The 16,911-nt window shown below is 71.3% G+C and carries 11 protein-coding genes and 1 pseudogene; 6 read left to right on the forward strand and 6 right to left on the reverse strand.

The window, feature by feature from the left end; translation table 11 throughout:
- Positions 1-4,239, reverse strand: a 4,239-nt coding sequence (locus tag G4G93_RS36845) for a DNA translocase FtsK (RefSeq protein WP_409513833.1), incomplete at its 3' end; no start/stop codon positions are given.
- A gap of 261 nt (positions 4,240-4,500) precedes the next feature.
- On the opposite strand from G4G93_RS36845, the gene G4G93_RS31725 reads away from it, so the two are divergent.
- The 4 genes from G4G93_RS31725 to G4G93_RS31745 all read left to right on the forward strand — a co-directional run bounded on the left by G4G93_RS31725 (position 4,501) and on the right by G4G93_RS31745 (position 9,256).
- Positions 4,501-6,543 carry an NAD(+) synthase gene (locus G4G93_RS31725; RefSeq protein WP_165091129.1) on the forward strand — a complete coding sequence of 681 codons (2,043 nt, stop codon included), beginning with the start codon at positions 4,501-4,503 and terminating at the stop codon, positions 6,541-6,543.
- A gap of 564 nt (positions 6,544-7,107) precedes the next feature.
- A complete protein-coding gene (locus G4G93_RS31735; protein ID WP_165091131.1) occupies positions 7,108-7,335 on the forward strand; it encodes a hypothetical protein in 228 nt (75 codons plus the stop codon).
- Positions 7,336-7,458: 123 nt separating this feature from the next.
- Positions 7,459-7,836 (forward strand): PilZ domain-containing protein, encoded by a 378-nt coding sequence (locus G4G93_RS31740; RefSeq protein WP_165091223.1) that lies wholly within the window; start codon positions 7,459-7,461, stop codon positions 7,834-7,836.
- Positions 7,837-8,194: 358 nt separating this feature from the next.
- Positions 8,195-9,256 (forward strand): MBL fold metallo-hydrolase, encoded by a 1,062-nt coding sequence (locus G4G93_RS31745; RefSeq protein ID WP_165091134.1) that lies wholly within the window; start codon positions 8,195-8,197, stop codon positions 9,254-9,256.
- A 201-nt stretch (positions 9,257-9,457) separates the two neighbouring features.
- On the opposite strand, the gene hslU is transcribed toward G4G93_RS31745, so the two are convergent.
- The gene (gene hslU, locus G4G93_RS31750) at positions 9,458-10,771 is read right to left on the reverse strand and encodes an ATP-dependent protease ATPase subunit HslU (protein ID WP_165091137.1); all 1,314 of its coding nucleotides are present in this window, start codon (positions 10,769-10,771) and stop codon (positions 9,458-9,460) included.
- Between the two features lie 61 nt (positions 10,772-10,832).
- Positions 10,833-11,363: an ATP-dependent protease subunit HslV gene (gene hslV / locus G4G93_RS31755; protein WP_048431164.1), complete on the reverse strand. Its 531-nt coding sequence runs from the start codon at positions 11,361-11,363 to the stop codon at positions 10,833-10,835.
- A 232-nt stretch (positions 11,364-11,595) separates the two neighbouring features.
- Between hslV and G4G93_RS31760 the strand changes: the two genes are divergently transcribed.
- Together G4G93_RS31760 and G4G93_RS31765 are read left to right on the forward strand one after the other, a co-directional pair.
- On the forward strand, positions 11,596-11,829 hold the full coding sequence (locus G4G93_RS31760) for a hypothetical protein (protein WP_165091139.1): 234 nt from the start codon (positions 11,596-11,598) through the stop codon (positions 11,827-11,829).
- Between the two features lie 258 nt (positions 11,830-12,087).
- A pseudogene (locus G4G93_RS31765) lies at positions 12,088-12,264 on the forward strand (AAA family ATPase); the annotation flags it as partial.
- Here the strand turns inward: G4G93_RS31765 and G4G93_RS31770 are convergent.
- From G4G93_RS31770 to G4G93_RS31780, 3 genes are all read right to left on the reverse strand, one after another.
- Positions 12,265-13,368: an ATP-dependent RecD-like DNA helicase gene (locus G4G93_RS31770; RefSeq protein WP_165091142.1), complete on the reverse strand. Its 1,104-nt coding sequence runs from the start codon at positions 13,366-13,368 to the stop codon at positions 12,265-12,267.
- A gap of 13 nt (positions 13,369-13,381) precedes the next feature.
- On the reverse strand, positions 13,382-15,172 hold the full coding sequence (locus G4G93_RS31775) for a cation:proton antiporter (protein ID WP_165091144.1): 1,791 nt from the start codon (positions 15,170-15,172) through the stop codon (positions 13,382-13,384).
- 155 nt (positions 15,173-15,327) lie between these two features.
- Positions 15,328-16,662, reverse strand: coding sequence for a cystathionine gamma-synthase family protein (locus G4G93_RS31780; protein WP_165091147.1), 1,335 nt, complete (start codon positions 16,660-16,662; stop codon positions 15,328-15,330).
- Between the last annotated feature and the right edge of the window lie 249 nt (positions 16,663-16,911).

Here is a 16,911-nt window from a genome sequence, read left to right on the forward strand (position 1 = left end):
GCCGCCGCCGGCCATGAACAGCATGTCGCCCTGGCCCAGGAGCTGCTCGGCGCCCATCTCGCCGAGAATGGTCCGCGAGTCGATCTTCGAGGTCACCTGGAACGAGATCCGGGTCGGGAAATTCGCCTTGATCGTGCCGGTGATCACGTCCACCGACGGGCGCTGCGTCGCCATGATCAGGTGCAGGCCGGCCGCACGCGCCATCTGGGCGAGGCGCTGGATCGCCCCCTCGATGTCCTTGCCCGCCACCATCATCAGGTCGGCCATCTCGTCGACCACGATCACGATGTAGGGCAGGGCGGAGAGATCCATGACCTCGTCCTCGTAGACCGCCTCGCCGGTCTCGCGGTCGAAGCCGGTCTGGACCGTGCGGGTGATCACCTCGCCCCGCGCCCGCGCCTCCGCCACCCGGGCATTGAAGCCGTCGATGTTGCGAACCCCGAGGCGCGCCATCTTCTTGTAGCGCTCCTCCATCTCGCGCACCGCCCATTTGAGGGCGATGACCGCCTTCTTGGGATCGGTGACGACCGGCGAGAGCAGGTGCGGGATGCCGTCGTAGACGGAGAGTTCCAGCATCTTGGGATCGACCATGATGAGGCGGCACTCCTCCGGCTTCATCCGGTAGAGGAGCGACAGGATCATGGTGTTGATGGCGACCGACTTGCCCGAGCCGGTGGTGCCGGCGACCAGCAGGTGGGGCATGCGGGCCAGATCGGCGATGATCGCCTCGCCGCCGATATTTTTCCCTAAGCAGAGCGCGAGCTTCTGCTTGGTCTCGGTGAAGACCGGCGAGGTCAGGAGCTCGCGCAGGTACACCGTCTCGCGCTTCAGGTTCGGCAACTCGATGCCGATGGCGTTGCGGCCCTGCACGACCGCGACGCGGGCCGAGATGGCCGACATCGAGCGGGCGATGTCGTCGGCGAGCGAGATGACGCGGCTCGACTTGGTGCCCGGCGCCGGCTCCATCTCGTAGAGCGTGACAACCGGGCCCGGCCGGACCGCCAGGATCTCGCCGCGCACACCGAAATCCTGGATCACCTGCTGGAGCTGGAGGGCGTTGTCCTCCAGCATCTCGGGATCGAGGTTGCTGCCGTCCGATTCCCGCGGCTCGGCCAGGAGGTCGACCGAGGGCAGCTCGTAGGGCACCTCGACCGCGCGGGCGGCCTGGCGCAGCGGGATGGTGGCGACCGGCGCCAGGATGTCGTCCTCGTCCTCCCCGTCATCGTCGTCGGCATCGAGGCCGAGATCGATCGCGAGCCCCGTCGTGCCGATGACCAGGCCGTGCGGCTCCGCGGCCGGCATCTCGGATGCGGGGGACGACCAAGCCGCCGCCGGGACGGCGTGGGACTCGGGAACCGGAGCGCCGGTCTCCGTCGGCAGCGCGGCGAGCGACGCCGGATGCTCGGCGGACGGCACCGGTTGCGACGCAACCGGCAGGATGATGCGCGGCGGGCGCGGGGGGGAGGGCAGCGTCGGAGCCGGCAGCTGCGCGCTGAGGCGGCCGGTCGGCACGTAGACGAAGGGCTGCGACGCCGGCACCGAAGCCTGCGACGGCGGCACCGAGGTCTGCGACGGCTCGGGCGCCGAGGTCGCGGACTGGGCGACCGGCTCGGCCGCGGGGCGATCCTCGACCGGTGCGGGCGCGACGACGGACACGGCCGGCAGGGTCCAGGGTGCATCCGGCCGCACCGCCGGCTTTTCGGCCGTCGCGACCGGCAGGGCGTCCGCGGCGATGAACGACCACCGCACCGGCGCGAAGGCCAGGGGCACGAAGGCGGGCTCGGACACGCCGACCGGCGCGTCGTCGACGGGCAGGGCGGCGGCCAGGGGGGTGAGGAGGGGCTCAGGAAGGAGTTCGGGGACCGCCGCCACGAGAGCGACCGTCGCGTCCGGCGGGGTCGCCCGATCCGGCACGCCGACCGTGTCCGGCGCGCTCGCGACGTCCGGCCGCGGGGCGTAGGTGAGGGCCAGCATCGGGGCAGGCGCCGGCAGCAGGATCGTGGCGGGCGGCAGCTCGGCCGCGAAGGACCGGTCCGCCGCGGCGTAGTGGTCCGCCGCATTCGCGGTCACCGGGGCGTCGGCCTCGGTTAGGACGTCGACCGGCGCCTCGGTGGCCGGTTCAGGCATGACGAACGCTTCCACGACGACGGGCGCGTCCATGACGGGTTCGTCCATGACGGGTTCGTCCATGACGGGCCCGGCCGTCGGGGCGTGATCCTGAACCGCGATAGGATGGGTCTCTGCAGCCGACTCCGCGACGGCGGGCACCTCGTCGGGCGACGCCGCGACGTCGGGCTCGGCTACGGCAGGCTCCTCGACGATCGACTCGGGCGGCAGCCGATTGTCCTGCTCCGCGGCGGTCGAGAGCGGGCGGGTCCAGTCGTGCTGCAGCAGCCGGTCGAGGGCATAGACCGGGCGCGGCGGCAGGGAGCGCAGGTGCGAGACGTCGACCGGCACCAGGATGGCACTGTTCGGCACGTCGAAGACCTGCGCCGGCGCGACCGGAACCTCCGCGACGGGGGCAGGCTCGGACGCCGACAGGTCGGGCACGGGCGGGGCGTCCGCGACATGCACTGCCGCGGCCTCGGAGACCGGATCGGCGGGCTCGGGAGCGACGGCCTCGGATTCCGAGACAACCGGCGCCGCGGACTCGGCGGCGACGCTCGCGGCCGGCTCCGCCGGTACGGCGACACCCTCGGCGAACGGCCCGGACATCGCGGCGATATCGGCCGGAGCGTCGGCGGAGACCGGGCCAGCCAGGGCGAGATCGGGCAGGACCGCATCGGCCATGACGGGCTCTGCGGATGCGGGAGTCGCCTCCGTGGCGGCGGTCGCGAGGGTGTCGGTCCCGGTCGCCACCTCCTCTTGGGACGTTGTCTCTTGGGACGCTGTCTCTTGGGACACAGGCTCTTGGGACGCGCCATCCTGTCGGGCTGCAGCCTCCTCCCGAGAGGCGGCCTCGCCCTGGGATCCGGCCTCCTCCTGCGGATGGCGCAGGAGATGGTCCGGCGTGCGGGTGAAGCGCACACCCGGCGGCAGGACGAAGGGCTGGCGCCACAACGGCACCGCGGCGGCGGCCGCGGCCGCCTCGGCTTCGGCCCGGGCGGCTTCGGCCTCGAGGCGCACCGCCTCGGCCGCCGCCATCTCGGCGGCGGCAGCGGCCGCAGCCGCGGCCTCCGCGGCGAGACGGGCCTCCTCCTTCTCGCGCAGGGCCTGCTCGCGACGGCGCTGGCGCGCCTGCAGCACGTGATCGGGCGTGCGGGTGAAGCGCACCCCGGACTCGGCAGGCCGGGCCGGCGCCGCGGCACGGGCCGGGATCTCGGACGATGGCGCGTAGGAACGCGCCTCCGGCGACAACGGATAGGCACGCGCCTCCGGCGACGATGGATAGGAACGCGCCTCCGGCGCCTGGACCTGATCCGCGTCCCGGCGGCGGGCGCGGGTCAACACGGCGCGGGCGGGGCCGGCGGGCGGGATCGGCATGGTCCAGCCGCCCTCGGGCACGAGAGCGGGGTCCGGCGCCCAGGTCGAAGCGCGGCGTGGCGCCGGCGGCTCGGGCGCCACCACCATGATCGGCGGCGCGACGAGATCGGGCTCGGCAAGGGGGGCGAGATGAGGCAAGAGATCGGGCGCGAGATCGGCATGAGGCGCGCGGAACGGCTCGACGGGAGGCACGAACGCTTCGGTCGTCGGCGGCCGGGCTGCTCGCGCGTCGGCGAAGCCCGGCACCGCGGATGCCTGTCCGCGTCCGTCATCCTCGCGGGGCACGGCCGGACGCGGGGCGGCGGCGCGCGCCGGGGGCTCACGCCAGGACGACGCAGGGGGGACGGGGGCGGGAGGCGGCTCCCAGGCCGGGGCGGCGAAGGGCTCCGCCGGGATGACGAAGGGCTCCACCGGGGCGGCGAAGGCATGCGGGGCCGCCGGTACCGGGCGCGGCGCCTGGCCTGCGGATCGGCCGAACGACGGGTCCTGGGCCTGGCTCGGCACGAACGGGCTCTGGCTCCACGGCTCCGGCGGCAGGACGGGTTCCGGCTGAGGCTCGTGTGCGTCGGGCCGCACCAGGGCGTCGGCCATCCAGCTCGGGGTGGCGCGGCGGCTCAGGGTGTAGTCCCGCGGGGCCGGCGGGGGCGCCGGGGGGGCGAGGCGGCGGGACAGGATCGCCCGCAGGCTCATCACGGTCTGGGCCAGGAGGCCGAGAGGGCGCTCCCGCCGCTCGGGCGTGCGCAGGTGGTCGCGCACTCGCTGGGGCGCACGCGGCGAGGAGTCGGAGAAGGGTGGCCGTCCCGATTGTCTCATGATGCCGAAAGTGTGTGTGGGCGGCCCGCGGCCGCGTCGCGTGGAGCCAGTTAGCCACGGCATCGTTAACGCCCGATTAGGCACGGCGACGGGGCCGGCACGGGATGGGACCCGTGGTGGGACATGTCCTGGAGCCGGTACCGCGCGCGTGGCGGGCGCGGTAAGGACGTGGGGCATTTCCGGCGAGAAGGGGCCTGTCGCGCGATGTTTCGATCCCTGTACCGGCACGGCTTCGCCCGCGTCGCGGCCTGTGTCGGCCGCGGCCACATCGCCGACCCGGACGCCAACGCGGCCGAGATCCGGCGACTCGCCGAGCGGTGCGATTCGGACGGCGTCGCCGTGGCGGTGTTCCCGGAACTCTGCCTGTCGGGTTACGCCCTCGAGGACCTGCTGCTGCAGGAAACGCTGCTGGAGCGGGTCGAGGCCGCGCTCCTCGCCCTCGTCGAGGCGAGCCGCGGGCTGATGCCGGTTCTCGTCGTCGGCGCGCCGCTGCGCCACCGCAACCGGATCTACAACACCGCCGCCGTGATCCACCGCGGACAGCTGCTCGGGGTGGTGCCGAAGAGCTACCTGCCGAACTACCGCGAGTTCTACGAGAAGCGCCACTTCGCCCCCGGCGCCGGGATCACGGGCGAGACGATCCGCATCGGCGGGACGGACGCGCCGTTCGGGACCGACCTGCTGTTTTCGGCGCAAGACCTGCCGGGCCTCGTCCTCGGCGTCGAGATCTGCGAGGACATGTGGATCCCGGTGCAGCCCGCCGCGCTCGCCGCGCTCGCCGGCGCGACCGTGCTCGCCAACCTCTCGGGCAGCCCGATCACCATCGGGCGGGCGGAGAGCCGGACGCTCCTGTGCCGCTCGACCTCGTCGCGCTGCCTTTCGGCCTACATCTACGCCGCGGCGGGCCCGGGCGAATCGACCACCGACCTCGCCTGGGACGGCCAGACCGCGATCTTCGAGGACGGCGAGCTGATCGCCGAAGGTGTGCGCTTTCCCGCCGAGCCGCAGGTGACGCTGGCCGACATCGACCTCGACCGCCTGCGCCAGGAGCGGGCGCAGATGGGCAGCTTCGACGACAACCGGGCGGCCGTGCTGCCGGGCGCGCCGGCCTACCGCCGGGTGCCGTTCCGGGTGGCTCCTCCGGAGGCGGATCTCGGCTTCCACCGCACCGTCGAGCGCTTCCCCTTCGTGCCGGCGGATCCCGCCCGCCTCGCCCAGGATTGCTACGAGGGCTACAACATCCAGGTCGCCGGCCTCGCCCAGCGCCTGCAGGCGATCGGCACGAAGCGGGTGGTGATCGGCATCTCGGGCGGGCTCGATTCGACCCACGCGCTGATCGTGGCGGCCCGCGCCTTCGACCAGCTCGGCCTGCCGCGCTCGGACATCCTCACCTACACGATGCCGGGCTTCGCCACCTCGGACGAGACCAAGGCCAACGCCCACCGGCTGATGGCCTCGCTCGGCACCCGGGCCGCCGAGCTCGACATCCGGCCGGCCGCCCGGCAGATGCTCGCCGACATGCACCACCCGTTCGGGCGCGGCGAGGAGGTCTACGACGTCACCTTCGAGAACGTGCAGGCGGGCTTGCGCACCGATTACCTGTTCCGTCTCGCCAACCAGCACGATGCGATCGTGATCGGCACCGGCGATCTGTCGGAGTTGGCGCTCGGCTGGTGCACCTACGGCGTCGGGGACCAGATGTCCCATTACGCGGTCAATGCCGGGGTGCCCAAGACCCTGATCCAGCACCTGATCCGCTGGGTGATCGCGTCCGGCCAGTTCGACGCCGAGGTCGGCCGCACCCTGGAGGCTATCCTCGAGACCGAGATCTCGCCCGAGCTGGTGCCGGCGCGGGAGGGCGAGACGATCCAGAGCACCGAATCGAAGATCGGCCCCTACGCGCTGCAGGACTTCAACCTGTTCTACACGCTGCGCTACGGCTACCGCCCGTCGAAGATCGCCTTCCTGGCCCTGATGGCCTGGGAGGATTCCGCCCGCGGGCCCTGGCCGCCCGGCTTCCCGGAGGCGAAACGGGGGACTTACGCTCTGCCGGAAATCCGCTCCTGGCTCGGGGTGTTCGTGCGGCGGTTCTTCGGCTTCAGCCAGTTCAAGCGCTCGGCCCTGCCGAACGGCCCGAAGGTGGCGGCCGGCGGCGCCCTCTCGCCCCGCGGCGACTGGCGCGCGCCCTCCGACGGCAATGCCAGGATCTGGCTCGACGAGCTGGAGCGCCAAGTCCCGCAGGAATGAAGTCCCGCAGGAATGAAGTCCCGCAGGAATGATGTCGAAAGGCTGAGCCCAGAAACCCCTCAGGGGCGTATGCGTTGGTCGGGCCCCGGGGCTGCCGATGCGCCCCCGCACGGGAGCCCGACCCGCATGGCCGCCACGCCCATCGAGACCGACGCCCTGCCGAACGGCCCGCTGGACGACGCTGCGGTGCATGATCGTGCTCGCCACGGACGCGGTCTGCTCGTCGTCGGACGAGCTGTAGGACGCCATGATGACGCTCTACCGGCAACGCTTCGGCCAGCAACTCGAAATCGCGGCGACTGACCAGATTCTCGACAATTGGAGTTTGTCCGAGTCGAATCAGCGATGAGGCCGGGCGATCCCGTGTTGCAGTCGTGTAGCGCAACCGTTTCTTGTACCGTTCCGAGGCTCCCGATGCACACATTTTCGTGATTTGGCCGCGTCGCACCTAACGTCATGGCCGAGATTGCGGTGGCGCCGCGCGGCGACGCCTGACATAGTCTCGGCCAAATCAGCCGCTAGCGAATGGACGCCATGGCAGCACCTGCGAGCGGAGGCGATCCGATGCGAAGCTACAACCTGTTCTGCCTGAAAAGCCTCGACGGGCTGGTCTGCGCGGTGCCGGAGGATTACGCCGTGCCGGTCTTCGTGACCGAGGCGCGCTGGGCCTTCGGCGGCAAGCTCGACGGCAGCACGCCCCGCCCGGTCGGCTTCGACGGCGCCGCCGCGGCGACCGCGGTCCGCTTCAACGGCTTCTACCTGTTTCAGAGCCTGTCGCAGGCGCAGGGCTGACCGTTATCCGCGGGAGAGGACGAGAGAGTCGGGCATCGCGGCGAGCATTCCTTAAAGATCGCCGGGGCACCATGCCGGCATCCGAAACCCGCGAGGTCGAACGGGGCTGGGCCGATGTCCGACATGTCCGAATTGCGCAGGGAGACCCGCCTGCGGACGTTCCTGAAGGGGCGCATCGTTTTCAACAACGGCAATTCCAGCATGGATTGCCTGGTGCGGGACCTCTCCGGATCCGGCGCCCGCCTGATGCTCAGCCAGACCGCGACGCTGCCCGAGGGCTTCGATCTCCTCATCCCGGCCAAGGACCGCACCCACAAGGCTGTCCTGCGCTGGCGCCGGGAAGACAGCATCGGCGTGACCTTCACGGACGAGGCCGCCCGCGCGCAGGACCCCGATCCGGACGCCCTCCTCGCCCGCATCCAGGAGTTGGAGACCGAGAACGCCTCCCTGCGGCGCCAGCTGAAGGACGCGGAGGCGATGCTGCTCGACCGGATGCCGTGATGCGGCGCCCGGCAGGGGCGCCCTCAACGGACGAAGGGCCGCCCCGTCGCCGGGGCAGCCCTTCCATTGCCGGACCGCGGTCCGACCGATCATTCAGGATCACCGAGTGATCCGTCAGGATCTACCGATCCTGGATTGCTCGTCGTACGCTCAGGCCGTGAAGCCGGAGGCGACGATCCAGGTCCGGCGCGCAGACGACCGCGGCTGATGACAATGAGACACTGGATCACCTCCTTTCTGTTGTTGCCGATGACCCGAATGTAACCACCCGGCGGCATTGTGCAATGCGGTCTGGGCGCGGCGAAGGGTCCGCACGTCCGCACCTTGACCTCGGCCTTCTCCCGATCATCTCCCCCGCATGAAGAACCGTGGCTTCCTCAAGCTCGCCAGCGCCATGACCGTGATGACGCTCGGCGGCGTCGGCTACGCGGCGCACAAGCGCAGCCGCAACCCCTACTACCGCGGCCCGGTCAGCGACCATTTCGACGGGTTGCGGTTCTTCTCGCCGGGGCAGCCTCAGGACAAGGGCGTGGGCGAGGTGGCGCGCTGGCAGCTGAGCGGCGGCCGGGAGGCCTGGCCGGCGCGCTTTCCGAGCCCGTTCCCGCAGGATGCGCCGCCGGAGCGGGTCGAGGGCTTGCGGGTCGTCCATATCGGGCATGCGAGCCTGCTGATCCAGGTCGCCGGACGCAACATCCTGATCGACCCGGTCTACGCCCGGCGCGCGAGCCCGGTGGGCTTCAGCGGCCCCAAGCGCGTGAACCCGCCGGGCATCGCCTTCGGCGCCTTGCCGCCCATCGACGCGGTGCTCGTCACCCACAACCACTACGACCATCTCGACGGGCCGATCCTGGCCCGGCTCTGGGCCGAGCACGCGCCGACCTTCGTCGCACCGCTCGGCAACGACGCGATCCTGCGCAGCTACGACGCCACGATCCCGGTCGAGACCCGGGACTGGGGCGGCGCGGTCGATCTCGGCGGCGGGATCGTCGTGCATCTCGTGCCGGCCCATCACTGGTCGGCCCGGGGCGTGAACGACCGGCGCATGGCGCTGTGGTGCGCCTTCGTGCTCACCACCCCGCAGGGGGTGCTCTACCATGTCGGCGATACCGGCTACGGCGACGGGGCGATCTTCCGGGACGTGCGCGCGCGCTTCGGCGCCCCCCGCCTCGCCACTCTGCCGATCGGCGCTTACGAGCCGCGCTGGTTCATGCAGCCCCAGCACATGAACCCGGACGAGGCGGTGCGCGCCTTCCTCGATGTCGGGGCCGGGCAGGGTCTGGGCCACCATTGGGGCACGTTCCGTCTCACCCACGAGGGCGCGGGCGAGCCGGCGGAGGCGCTGGGTCGGGCGCTCGCGGCATCGGAAGTGCCGGCGGAACGGTTCCTCGCGCTCAGGCCGGGGCAGGTGTGGGGTGGGTAGGCGGAGCCTTGGTTTCTGGTCCCAGGCGGACCTGACACCCTCCGGGGTCGTACCGGAGCCGCAGGACGGTTCAGGACGAAGCGGACGGCTCTCCTCGGCCCTCGTCTCCGACATGCAGGGTCAATCCCGGGCTCCCACCTGCGGCGAGCCCCGGGATGATCCTGCATGTCGGAGACGCCGAACGGCTCCGATCGCGGATGATTACAGGATGAAACGGCTCAGATCCGCGTTCTGCGCCAGGCTCTCGACCCGGTCGCGGACGTAAGACGCATCGATCGTCACCGTCTCGCCCGAGCGGTCGGGGGCCGTGAACGACACGTCGTCGAGGACCCGTTCCAGCACCGTCTGGAGCCGGCGCGCGCCGATATTCTCGACCGAGGAATTCACGTCGACGGCGACCTTGGCCAGCGCATCGATGGCGTCGTCGGTGAAGTCGATCGTCACGCCTTCCGTCGCCATCAGGGCCACCGCCTGCTTGGTCAGGCTCGCTTCCGTCTCGGTCAGGATGCGGCGGAAATCGTCGACGGTGAGCGGGCTCAGCTCGACCCGGATCGGCAGGCGGCCCTGCAGCTCCGGCAGCAGGTCGGAGGGCTTCGAGACGTGGAAGGCGCCGCTGGCGATGAACAGGATGTGGTCGGTCTTCACCGGCCCGTGCTTGGTGGCGACCGTGGTGCCCTCGATCAACGGCAGCAGGTCGCGCTGCACGCCCTCGCGCGAGACGTCGGCGCCGGAGCGGCCCTCGCGCGCGCAGATCTTGTCGATCTCGTCGAGGAAGACGATGCCGTTGTCCTGCACGTCGCGCAGGGCCTCCTGCACCACGCTGTCCTGGTCGAGGAGCTTGTCGGATTCCTCGCTGATGAGGGGCGCGTAGGCGTCGCGCACGGTCATCCGCCGCGGCTTGCCCTTCTGGCCGCCGAGCGCCTTGCCAAGCATGTCGCCGAGGTTGATCGCCCCCATGGCGGCCCCGGGCATGCCCGGGATCTCGAACATCGGCATGCCCTGGGGGGCGCCGGACGCCAGTTCCAGCTCGACCTCCTTGTCGTCGAGTTCGCCGGCGCGCAGGCGGCGCCGGAAGGCGTCGCGGGTCGCCTGGCTCGCGGTCGCGCCGACGAGGGCGTCGAGCACCCGGTTCTCGGCCGCGGCCTCCGCCTTGGCCTGGACGCCGCGGCGCTTCTCGTCGCGCTTGAGGCCGATGCCGATCTCGACGAGGTCGCGCACGATCTGCTCGACGTCACGGCCGACATAGCCCACTTCCGTGAACTTCGTCGCCTCGACCTTCAGGAACGGCGCCCCGGCGAGCCGGGCGAGGCGGCGCGAGATCTCGGTCTTGCCGCAGCCGGTCGGGCCGATCATCAGGATGTTCTTCGGGGCCACCTCCTCGCGGAGCGGACCCTGGAGCTGCTGGCGGCGCCAGCGGTTGCGCAGCGCGATCGCGACCGCGCGCTTCGCGTCGCCCTGGCCGACGATGTAGCGATCGAGCTCGGAGACGATTTCGCGGGGGGAGAAGGTGGTCATGAGGCTCTTCGGGCGGGCCCACGGCCCTGTGCGAGTGGGGTGAGGGCGAGGTGGCCGCCCGTCAGGCGGCGTCCAGGCTCTCGATCACCAGGCTGCCGTTGGTGTAGACGCAGATCTCGGCGGCGATCCGCATGGCGCGGCGCACGATCGCCTCGGCGTCGAGATCCTGCTCCTCCAACGCCCGGGCGGCGGCGAGGGCATAATTGCCGCCGGACCCGATCGCCATCACGCCGCCCTCGGGCTCCAGCACGTCGCCGGCCCCGGACAGCAGCAGGCTCACATCCTTGTCGGCGACCAGCATCATCGCCTCGAGGCGGCGCAGGTAGCGGTCGGTGCGCCAATCCTTGGTCAGCTCGACGCAGGCCCGGGTGAGCTGGCCCGGATACTGCTCCAGCTTGGCCTCCAGCCGCTCGAACAGCGTGAAGGCGTCGGCGGTGGCGCCGGCAAAGCCCCCGATCACCGAGCCCTTGGCGAGGCGGCGTACCTTGCGGGCATTGCCCTTCACGATGGTCTGGCCGAGGCTGACCTGCCCGTCGCCCCCGATCACCACCCGGCCGCCCTTGCGCACCATCAGGATCGTCGTCGCATGCATGCGGGGGGCGCCCCCCGCGTCGTCGTTGGCCAAGGATGTCTCTCCAGGCAGGCTGTCTCGCGTCGTGCTGCGGCGTAGGTGGGGGTTGCGGGGCCGTTCGTCCAGCGGGGCGGGATGCGGAGCGGGGATCCTGGCGAAAGGCCTGTATCTGACGTAGGGTGACGGGCCATGGTGGAACGAATCGGCCCCTCATTGGTCCCGCCGGGCATCCAATGCCCAGAGGCGGCCCGCAATGCCCAAGGGTGACCCGAAGCACCGCGCAAAACGGTTCGACGAAGGAGCCAAGCTGCTCGCTTCCTTGTTCAACTCATTGGCTATCGCGGTCTTCGGGGCCGCTTTCGTGATCCCGGTCACGCATGGCCGGTACGATGTCTTCGCCCATGGAGGGGGACTTCTCCTCATCGCAGGCGAATGCTTCCACCTCGCCGGCCAAGCCGCGCTTCGCTTCCTCGGAGCAGAGGACTGACACCGATGACGACCGCTTACGCATGGTAGATCCTCGGCGTGAGCGCCACGCTGATCACCGGCGGCCTGCCCGCCCTCAAGGTCGCGTCGGATCTCTACGATCGAAAGACACGGGAGATCGAGGAGCGGCGGGCTGCCGGGGAGTGGAGTCGGCTGGAGGACCGACGCACCGTGCAGCAGATCGAGGCCGGGCGGGCTTCCGGCCTTGTTCATCCGCCTCCGTCGATCGACTTGATCTTGATCGCCGAGAGGCCGCTCCATGCTGATCGTGTTCGCCGGCCTGCCCGGGACCGGAAAGACGACGATCTCCCGCGCCGTCGCCCGCGCCCTCGCGGCGACTCATCTGCGCGTCGACGTCATCGAGCAGGCGATCCGGGATGCGGGCGTGCCGGCGCGCTGTCCGGTCCCAGCGAGGGGACGGAACGACGCCGGCCCCCTACACCACCACGGTGATCGCCTGCGCCGCCCGGGTCAGCGCCGTGTAGAGCCAACGCGCCCGGTGCTCGCGGAAGGCGTAGGATTCGTCGAACAGCACGACCTTGTCCCATTGCGAGCCCTGCGCCTTGTGGACGGTGAGCGCGTAGCCGTAGGTGAATTCCTCGGTCTCGCGCCGCAGGATCGCCGGCACCTCCTCCTCGCTGCCGGCGATGACCGAGCGCAGGACCCGGATGTCCTGCGGCTTGCGGCGGAGCGCCGGATCGTCCTCCGGCACCACGTCGAGGCGCACGAGGTCGGGGCGGGGGGCGGCGCGCAGGGCCTGGACGGTCCAGGTCGAGCCGTTGAGCAGGCCCTTGGTGCGGTCGTTGCGCAGGCAGACCAGCTTCTCGCCCACCGCCGGCATCGGATCGGCGTGCCCGATCAGCTCGCGGATGCGGCCGTTGTAGAGCCGCCGGGTGCGGTTCATCCCGACCAGCACCTGATCGGCGGCGAGCACCGATTGCGGGTCGATGTCGCGCCGCGGGATCACCCGGCTCTCGCCATAGGCGCCGTAGTCCAGCCGTCCGCCCTCGCGGACGGTCATGGCGAGGCGCACGATCGGGTTGTCGGCGGCCTGGCGGTGGACCTCCGTCAGCATCACGTCGGGCTCGGCCTCGGTGAAGAAGCCGCCGCCCTTCACCGGCGGCAGCTGGGCCGGATCGCCCAGCACCAGGACCGGCGTGCCGAAGGACAGGAGGTCGTTGCCCAGGTCACCGTCGACCATCGAGCACTCGTCGATGACGACGAGGGCCGCCTTGCTCACCGGCCCGGTGCGGTTGAGGGTGAAGGCGGGCCCGCCCTCGGTATCCTCGCGGGTGCGGTAGATCAGGCTGTGGATGGTGGACGCGTCGGGGCAGCCGCGGGCGCGCATCACCGAGGCCGCCTTGCCGGTATAGGCGCAGAACAGCACCCCGCCCTCGACATCCTCGGCGAGGCGCCGGGCCAGCGTGGTCTTGCCGGTGCCGGCGAAGCCGAACAGGCGGAAGACCTGCGGGCTGCCGCGCTTCAGCCAGTCCGACACCGCCTTGAGCGCCGCTTCCTGCTGGGGCCCGAGCTCGCTCACGCTTCTCTCGCAATCACTGGGGCTTTCCTACGGTGCGGCGGGCCTGGAAGGGCGCGACCGGCGGCGCCTCCTTGCGGCGCAGGGTGGCGCGGAACTCGTCGCGGCGCTCGTGGATCGAGGCGATGACCAGCCCCATCGGCACCCCGACATCGACGAGCACGGCTTCGGAGAGCTGGAGCGAGGCCTCGATCGTCTCCGGCACCGCGTCGTCGACGCCCATCTCGTAGAGGGCGGTGGCGTGGCGGGCATCCCGCGCCCGGGCCACGATGGTCAGGTCCGGCCGCTCGGCGCGGGCCGCCGCCACCACCGCCTCGACGGCGCGGGGCTGGTCGAGGGTCACCACCAGGGCGCGGGCGGTGTCGATGCCGCAGCGGCGCAGGAGCTCCGAATTGGCCGAATCGCCGAAATAGACCGGGTTGCCGAGGCGGCGCTGGTCGGCGACGCGGGCGGCATCCATGTCGAGGGCGATGTAGGGCACCTTGTGGCGGGCCAGCATCTCGGCGACGAGCTGGCCGACCCGGCCGTAGCCCGCGACGATCACCCGGCCGGGCTGGCGCTCCGGCGGCGGCGGCTCGGCCCGGGCCCGGCCCAAAGCCGTCCGGTCGATCCGCCGGCCGAGGCGGCGGGCGAGCGCCGCGAGGCCGGGAATCATCACCATCGTGGCGGTGGTGACGACGAGCGCCGCCTGGCCGAGATCATCGGGCACGAGGCCGGCGGCCAGCGCGCTGCCGACGAGCACGAAGGCGAACTCGCCCCCGGGGCCGAGCAGGAGCGCCGATTCGAGCGCCACCGCCCGGGGCAGCCGCAGGGCGGTGGCGATCGCCACGATCACCCCGCCCTTCAGGACGAGGAGGCCGAGGGCCAGCCCCAGGATGGTGAGCGGCGTCTTCATCAGCACCGCCGGGTCGATCCCCATGCCGACCGAGACGAAGAACACGCCCAGAAGCAGGCCCTTGAACGGGTCGATCGTCGCCTCGATCGCCCGGCGATACTCGGTCTCGGCGAGGAGCAGCCCGGCCACGAAGGCGCCGAGCGTCATCGACAACCCGCTCGCCGCCGCGAGGAGGGCGGTGGCCGCGATGACGAGGAGGCAGGCCGCCATGAACAATTCGGGGCTGCGGGTGCGGGCCACGAGCTGGAACAGCGGCCTCAGGCCCAGCCGCCCGGCGCCGACCAGCAGGGCCAGGGCGACCGCCGCCTGGCCGAGCGCCAGCGCCAGCCCGGTCACCGCGTCGCTGTCCTTGCGGCCGAGCACCGCGATGGCGAACAGCACGGGCGCGACGGCGAGGTCCTGGAACAGCAGCACTGCGAAGCTCGCCCGGCCGGCCGGGGTGTTGAGCCGCTTCTGCTCGGCCAGCACCGGCAGCACGATGGCGGTGGAGGAGAGGGCGAGCGCCAGCCCGACCAGGATCGCCGCGATGGGCGGGACGTCGAGCGCCATCAGCACCGCCCCGACGAGCAGGCTCGACACCACCACCTGCAGCGAGCCGAGGCCGAAGACCAGGCGACGCAGGATGCGCAGGCGCTCCCACGACAGCTCGACCCCGATCATGAACATCAGGAACACCACGCCGAGCTCGGCGAGATGGGCGATCTCGGTGCGGCTCGAGATCGTTACCGCGCCGAGCCAGGGCACCGTCTCGGTGAGCCGCCCGAGGCCCGACGGCCCGAGCAGCGCGCCGGCCCCGATGAAGCCGAGGACCGGGCTGACGCGCAGGCGATGGAACAACGGCACCACGATCCCGGCGGTGACCAGGAACAGGATGACCTCCTTGTAGGAGCCGGACGCGGCGTGCTCGGTCATCGGGAGCGGCAGGGCCTTATCGGTTCGCGGATGGGGGAATAGCCCCGCCGCGAGTCGCAGCCGGGGGCTCGGGCCGCCATCATGCGGAGGGGGCCCGCCGGAGCAAGCCAAAAGGGTGCCGCGGCCGGCGCTTTCGCGATCGCCGGCCGGAATTTTCAATCCAGAGTTGCGAGAGCCATCTCCAGGTCCGCCGCCAGATCCTCCGGATGCTCGATGCCGATCGAGACCCGGATCGTCGCATCGGTGACGCCGAGGCGGTCGCGCACCGCCTTCGGTACGCCCGAATGGGTGGTCGAGGCCGGGTGGCTCGCGAGCGATTCGGTGCCCCCCAAGCTCACCGCGAGCTTGAACAGCTGGAGCGCATTGAGCACCCGGAACGCCTCCGGCTCGGCCCCCGCGACGTCGAACGAGAAGGTCGAGCCCGGCGCGGCGCATTGCGCCGCATAGACCCGGGCCGCACCGGAGCCGGGTTCGAGATGGCCGAGATGGTGGAGCTTCGTCACCTTCGGGTGGGCGCGCAGCCGCTCCGCGATGATCTCGCCGTTGCGGTTGGCCTTCTCCATCCGCAGCGTCAGGGTTTCGAGCGAGCGCCCGAGCATCCAGCACGAATGCGGATCGAGCTGGGTGCCGATCGCCGAGCGCAGCAGCCGCACCGGCTTCATCCGGGCCGCTGCGCCGAGCGCCGCCCCGGCGATGAGGTCGGAATGGCCGCCGACGTATTTCGTCAGCGAGTAGACCGAGATGTCGGCGCCAAAGCGCAACGGGTGCTGGAAGAGGGGGCCGAGCAGCGTGTTGTCGCAGACCACCACCGGCGCCTGTCCGCCCTGGCTGGCCCCGATCCGGTCGGCCGCCTGGCGTACCAGCCCGAGATCGACGAGCGTGTTCAAGGGATTGGACGGCGTCTCGACCATCACGACGCTGACGCGGCCGCCGCTTTCCCTGGCCAGCGCCTCCGCGGCCTCGGCCGCCGCGGCGACGCTGCCCGCGTCGGTGCCGTCCTGGAAGCCGACGGCGCCGATGCCGAAGCCCGCGAGCGTCCTGGCGATCAGCGTCTCGGTGCCGCCGTAGAGCGGTTGCGAGTGCAGCACCACGTCGCCGGGCCGGGCATGCGCCAGGATCACGGTGGCGATCGCCGACATGCCGGAGGAGAACAGGAGGGCCGCCTCCGCCTCCTCGAACACCGCCAGGCGGTCCTCGACGATCTCGCTGTTGGGATGGTTGAAGCGCGAATAGACCAGGCCGGCCGCCTCGCCGGCCGGCGGCTCGCGCCGCCCCGAGACGTAGTCGAAGAACGCCTTGCCGTGCTCGGCGGAGGTGAACACGAAGGTCGAGGTGAGGAAGACCGGCGGCTTCACCGCCCCCTCCGACAGGGCGGGATCGTAGCCGTAGCCGAGCATCAGGGTCTCGGGGTTCAGGCGGCGATTGCCCAAATGATCCTTGTGGTAGCGGTCCTTGTGATAGGGGTCCTTGCGGTCGCGGTCGTCCGACATGCGGGGCCTCGCTCCGGTCTGGCGACGCCGTCGCACGGCGTCGGAATCGGCGCGACGACCGCGCCACGACCTAATTCTAGCCCGGCTCGCGACGTTTTGCGGTGCGTAAACCGCCGCCCGGACGCTGCGCCGCGGCAGGGTCCACTCGCCCAGGGCGCATTTTCGGCGCAAAACCCGCCTAGGACGAAGGATTGAGAATCCGTGTACGCAGCCGCGACCCCGGGCGGCCCTGCGAGGTGTGGTGCGAGG

The sequence above is a fragment of the Methylobacterium sp. DB0501 genome (assembly GCF_011043735.1).
Classification (GTDB): Bacteria; Pseudomonadota; Alphaproteobacteria; order Rhizobiales; family Beijerinckiaceae; genus Methylobacterium; species Methylobacterium alsaeris.

What these genes read in the sequence shown, in the direction of transcription:
- G4G93_RS31735 (WP_165091131.1), top strand. Translation starts at nt 7,108, where the DNA reads ATGCGAAGCTACAACCTGTTCTGCCTGAAAAGCCTCGACGGGCTGGTC.
- G4G93_RS31725 (WP_165091129.1), top strand. Translation starts at nt 4,501, where the DNA reads ATGTTTCGATCCCTGTACCGGCACGGCTTCGCCCGCGTCGCGGCCTGT.
- hslU (WP_165091137.1), bottom strand. Translation starts at nt 10,771, where the DNA reads ATGACCACCTTCTCCCCCCGCGAAATCGTCTCCGAGCTCGATCGCTAC.
- hslV (WP_048431164.1), bottom strand. Translation starts at nt 11,363, where the DNA reads ATGCATGCGACGACGATCCTGATGGTGCGCAAGGGCGGCCGGGTGGTG.
- G4G93_RS31745 (WP_165091134.1), top strand. Translation starts at nt 8,195, where the DNA reads ATGAAGAACCGTGGCTTCCTCAAGCTCGCCAGCGCCATGACCGTGATG.
- G4G93_RS31775 (WP_165091144.1), bottom strand. Translation starts at nt 15,172, where the DNA reads ATGACCGAGCACGCCGCGTCCGGCTCCTACAAGGAGGTCATCCTGTTC.
- G4G93_RS31760 (WP_165091139.1), top strand. Translation starts at nt 11,596, where the DNA reads ATGCCCAAGGGTGACCCGAAGCACCGCGCAAAACGGTTCGACGAAGGA.
- G4G93_RS31740 (WP_165091223.1), top strand. Translation starts at nt 7,459, where the DNA reads ATGTCCGAATTGCGCAGGGAGACCCGCCTGCGGACGTTCCTGAAGGGG.
- G4G93_RS31780 (WP_165091147.1), bottom strand. Translation starts at nt 16,662, where the DNA reads ATGTCGGACGACCGCGACCGCAAGGACCCCTATCACAAGGACCGCTAC.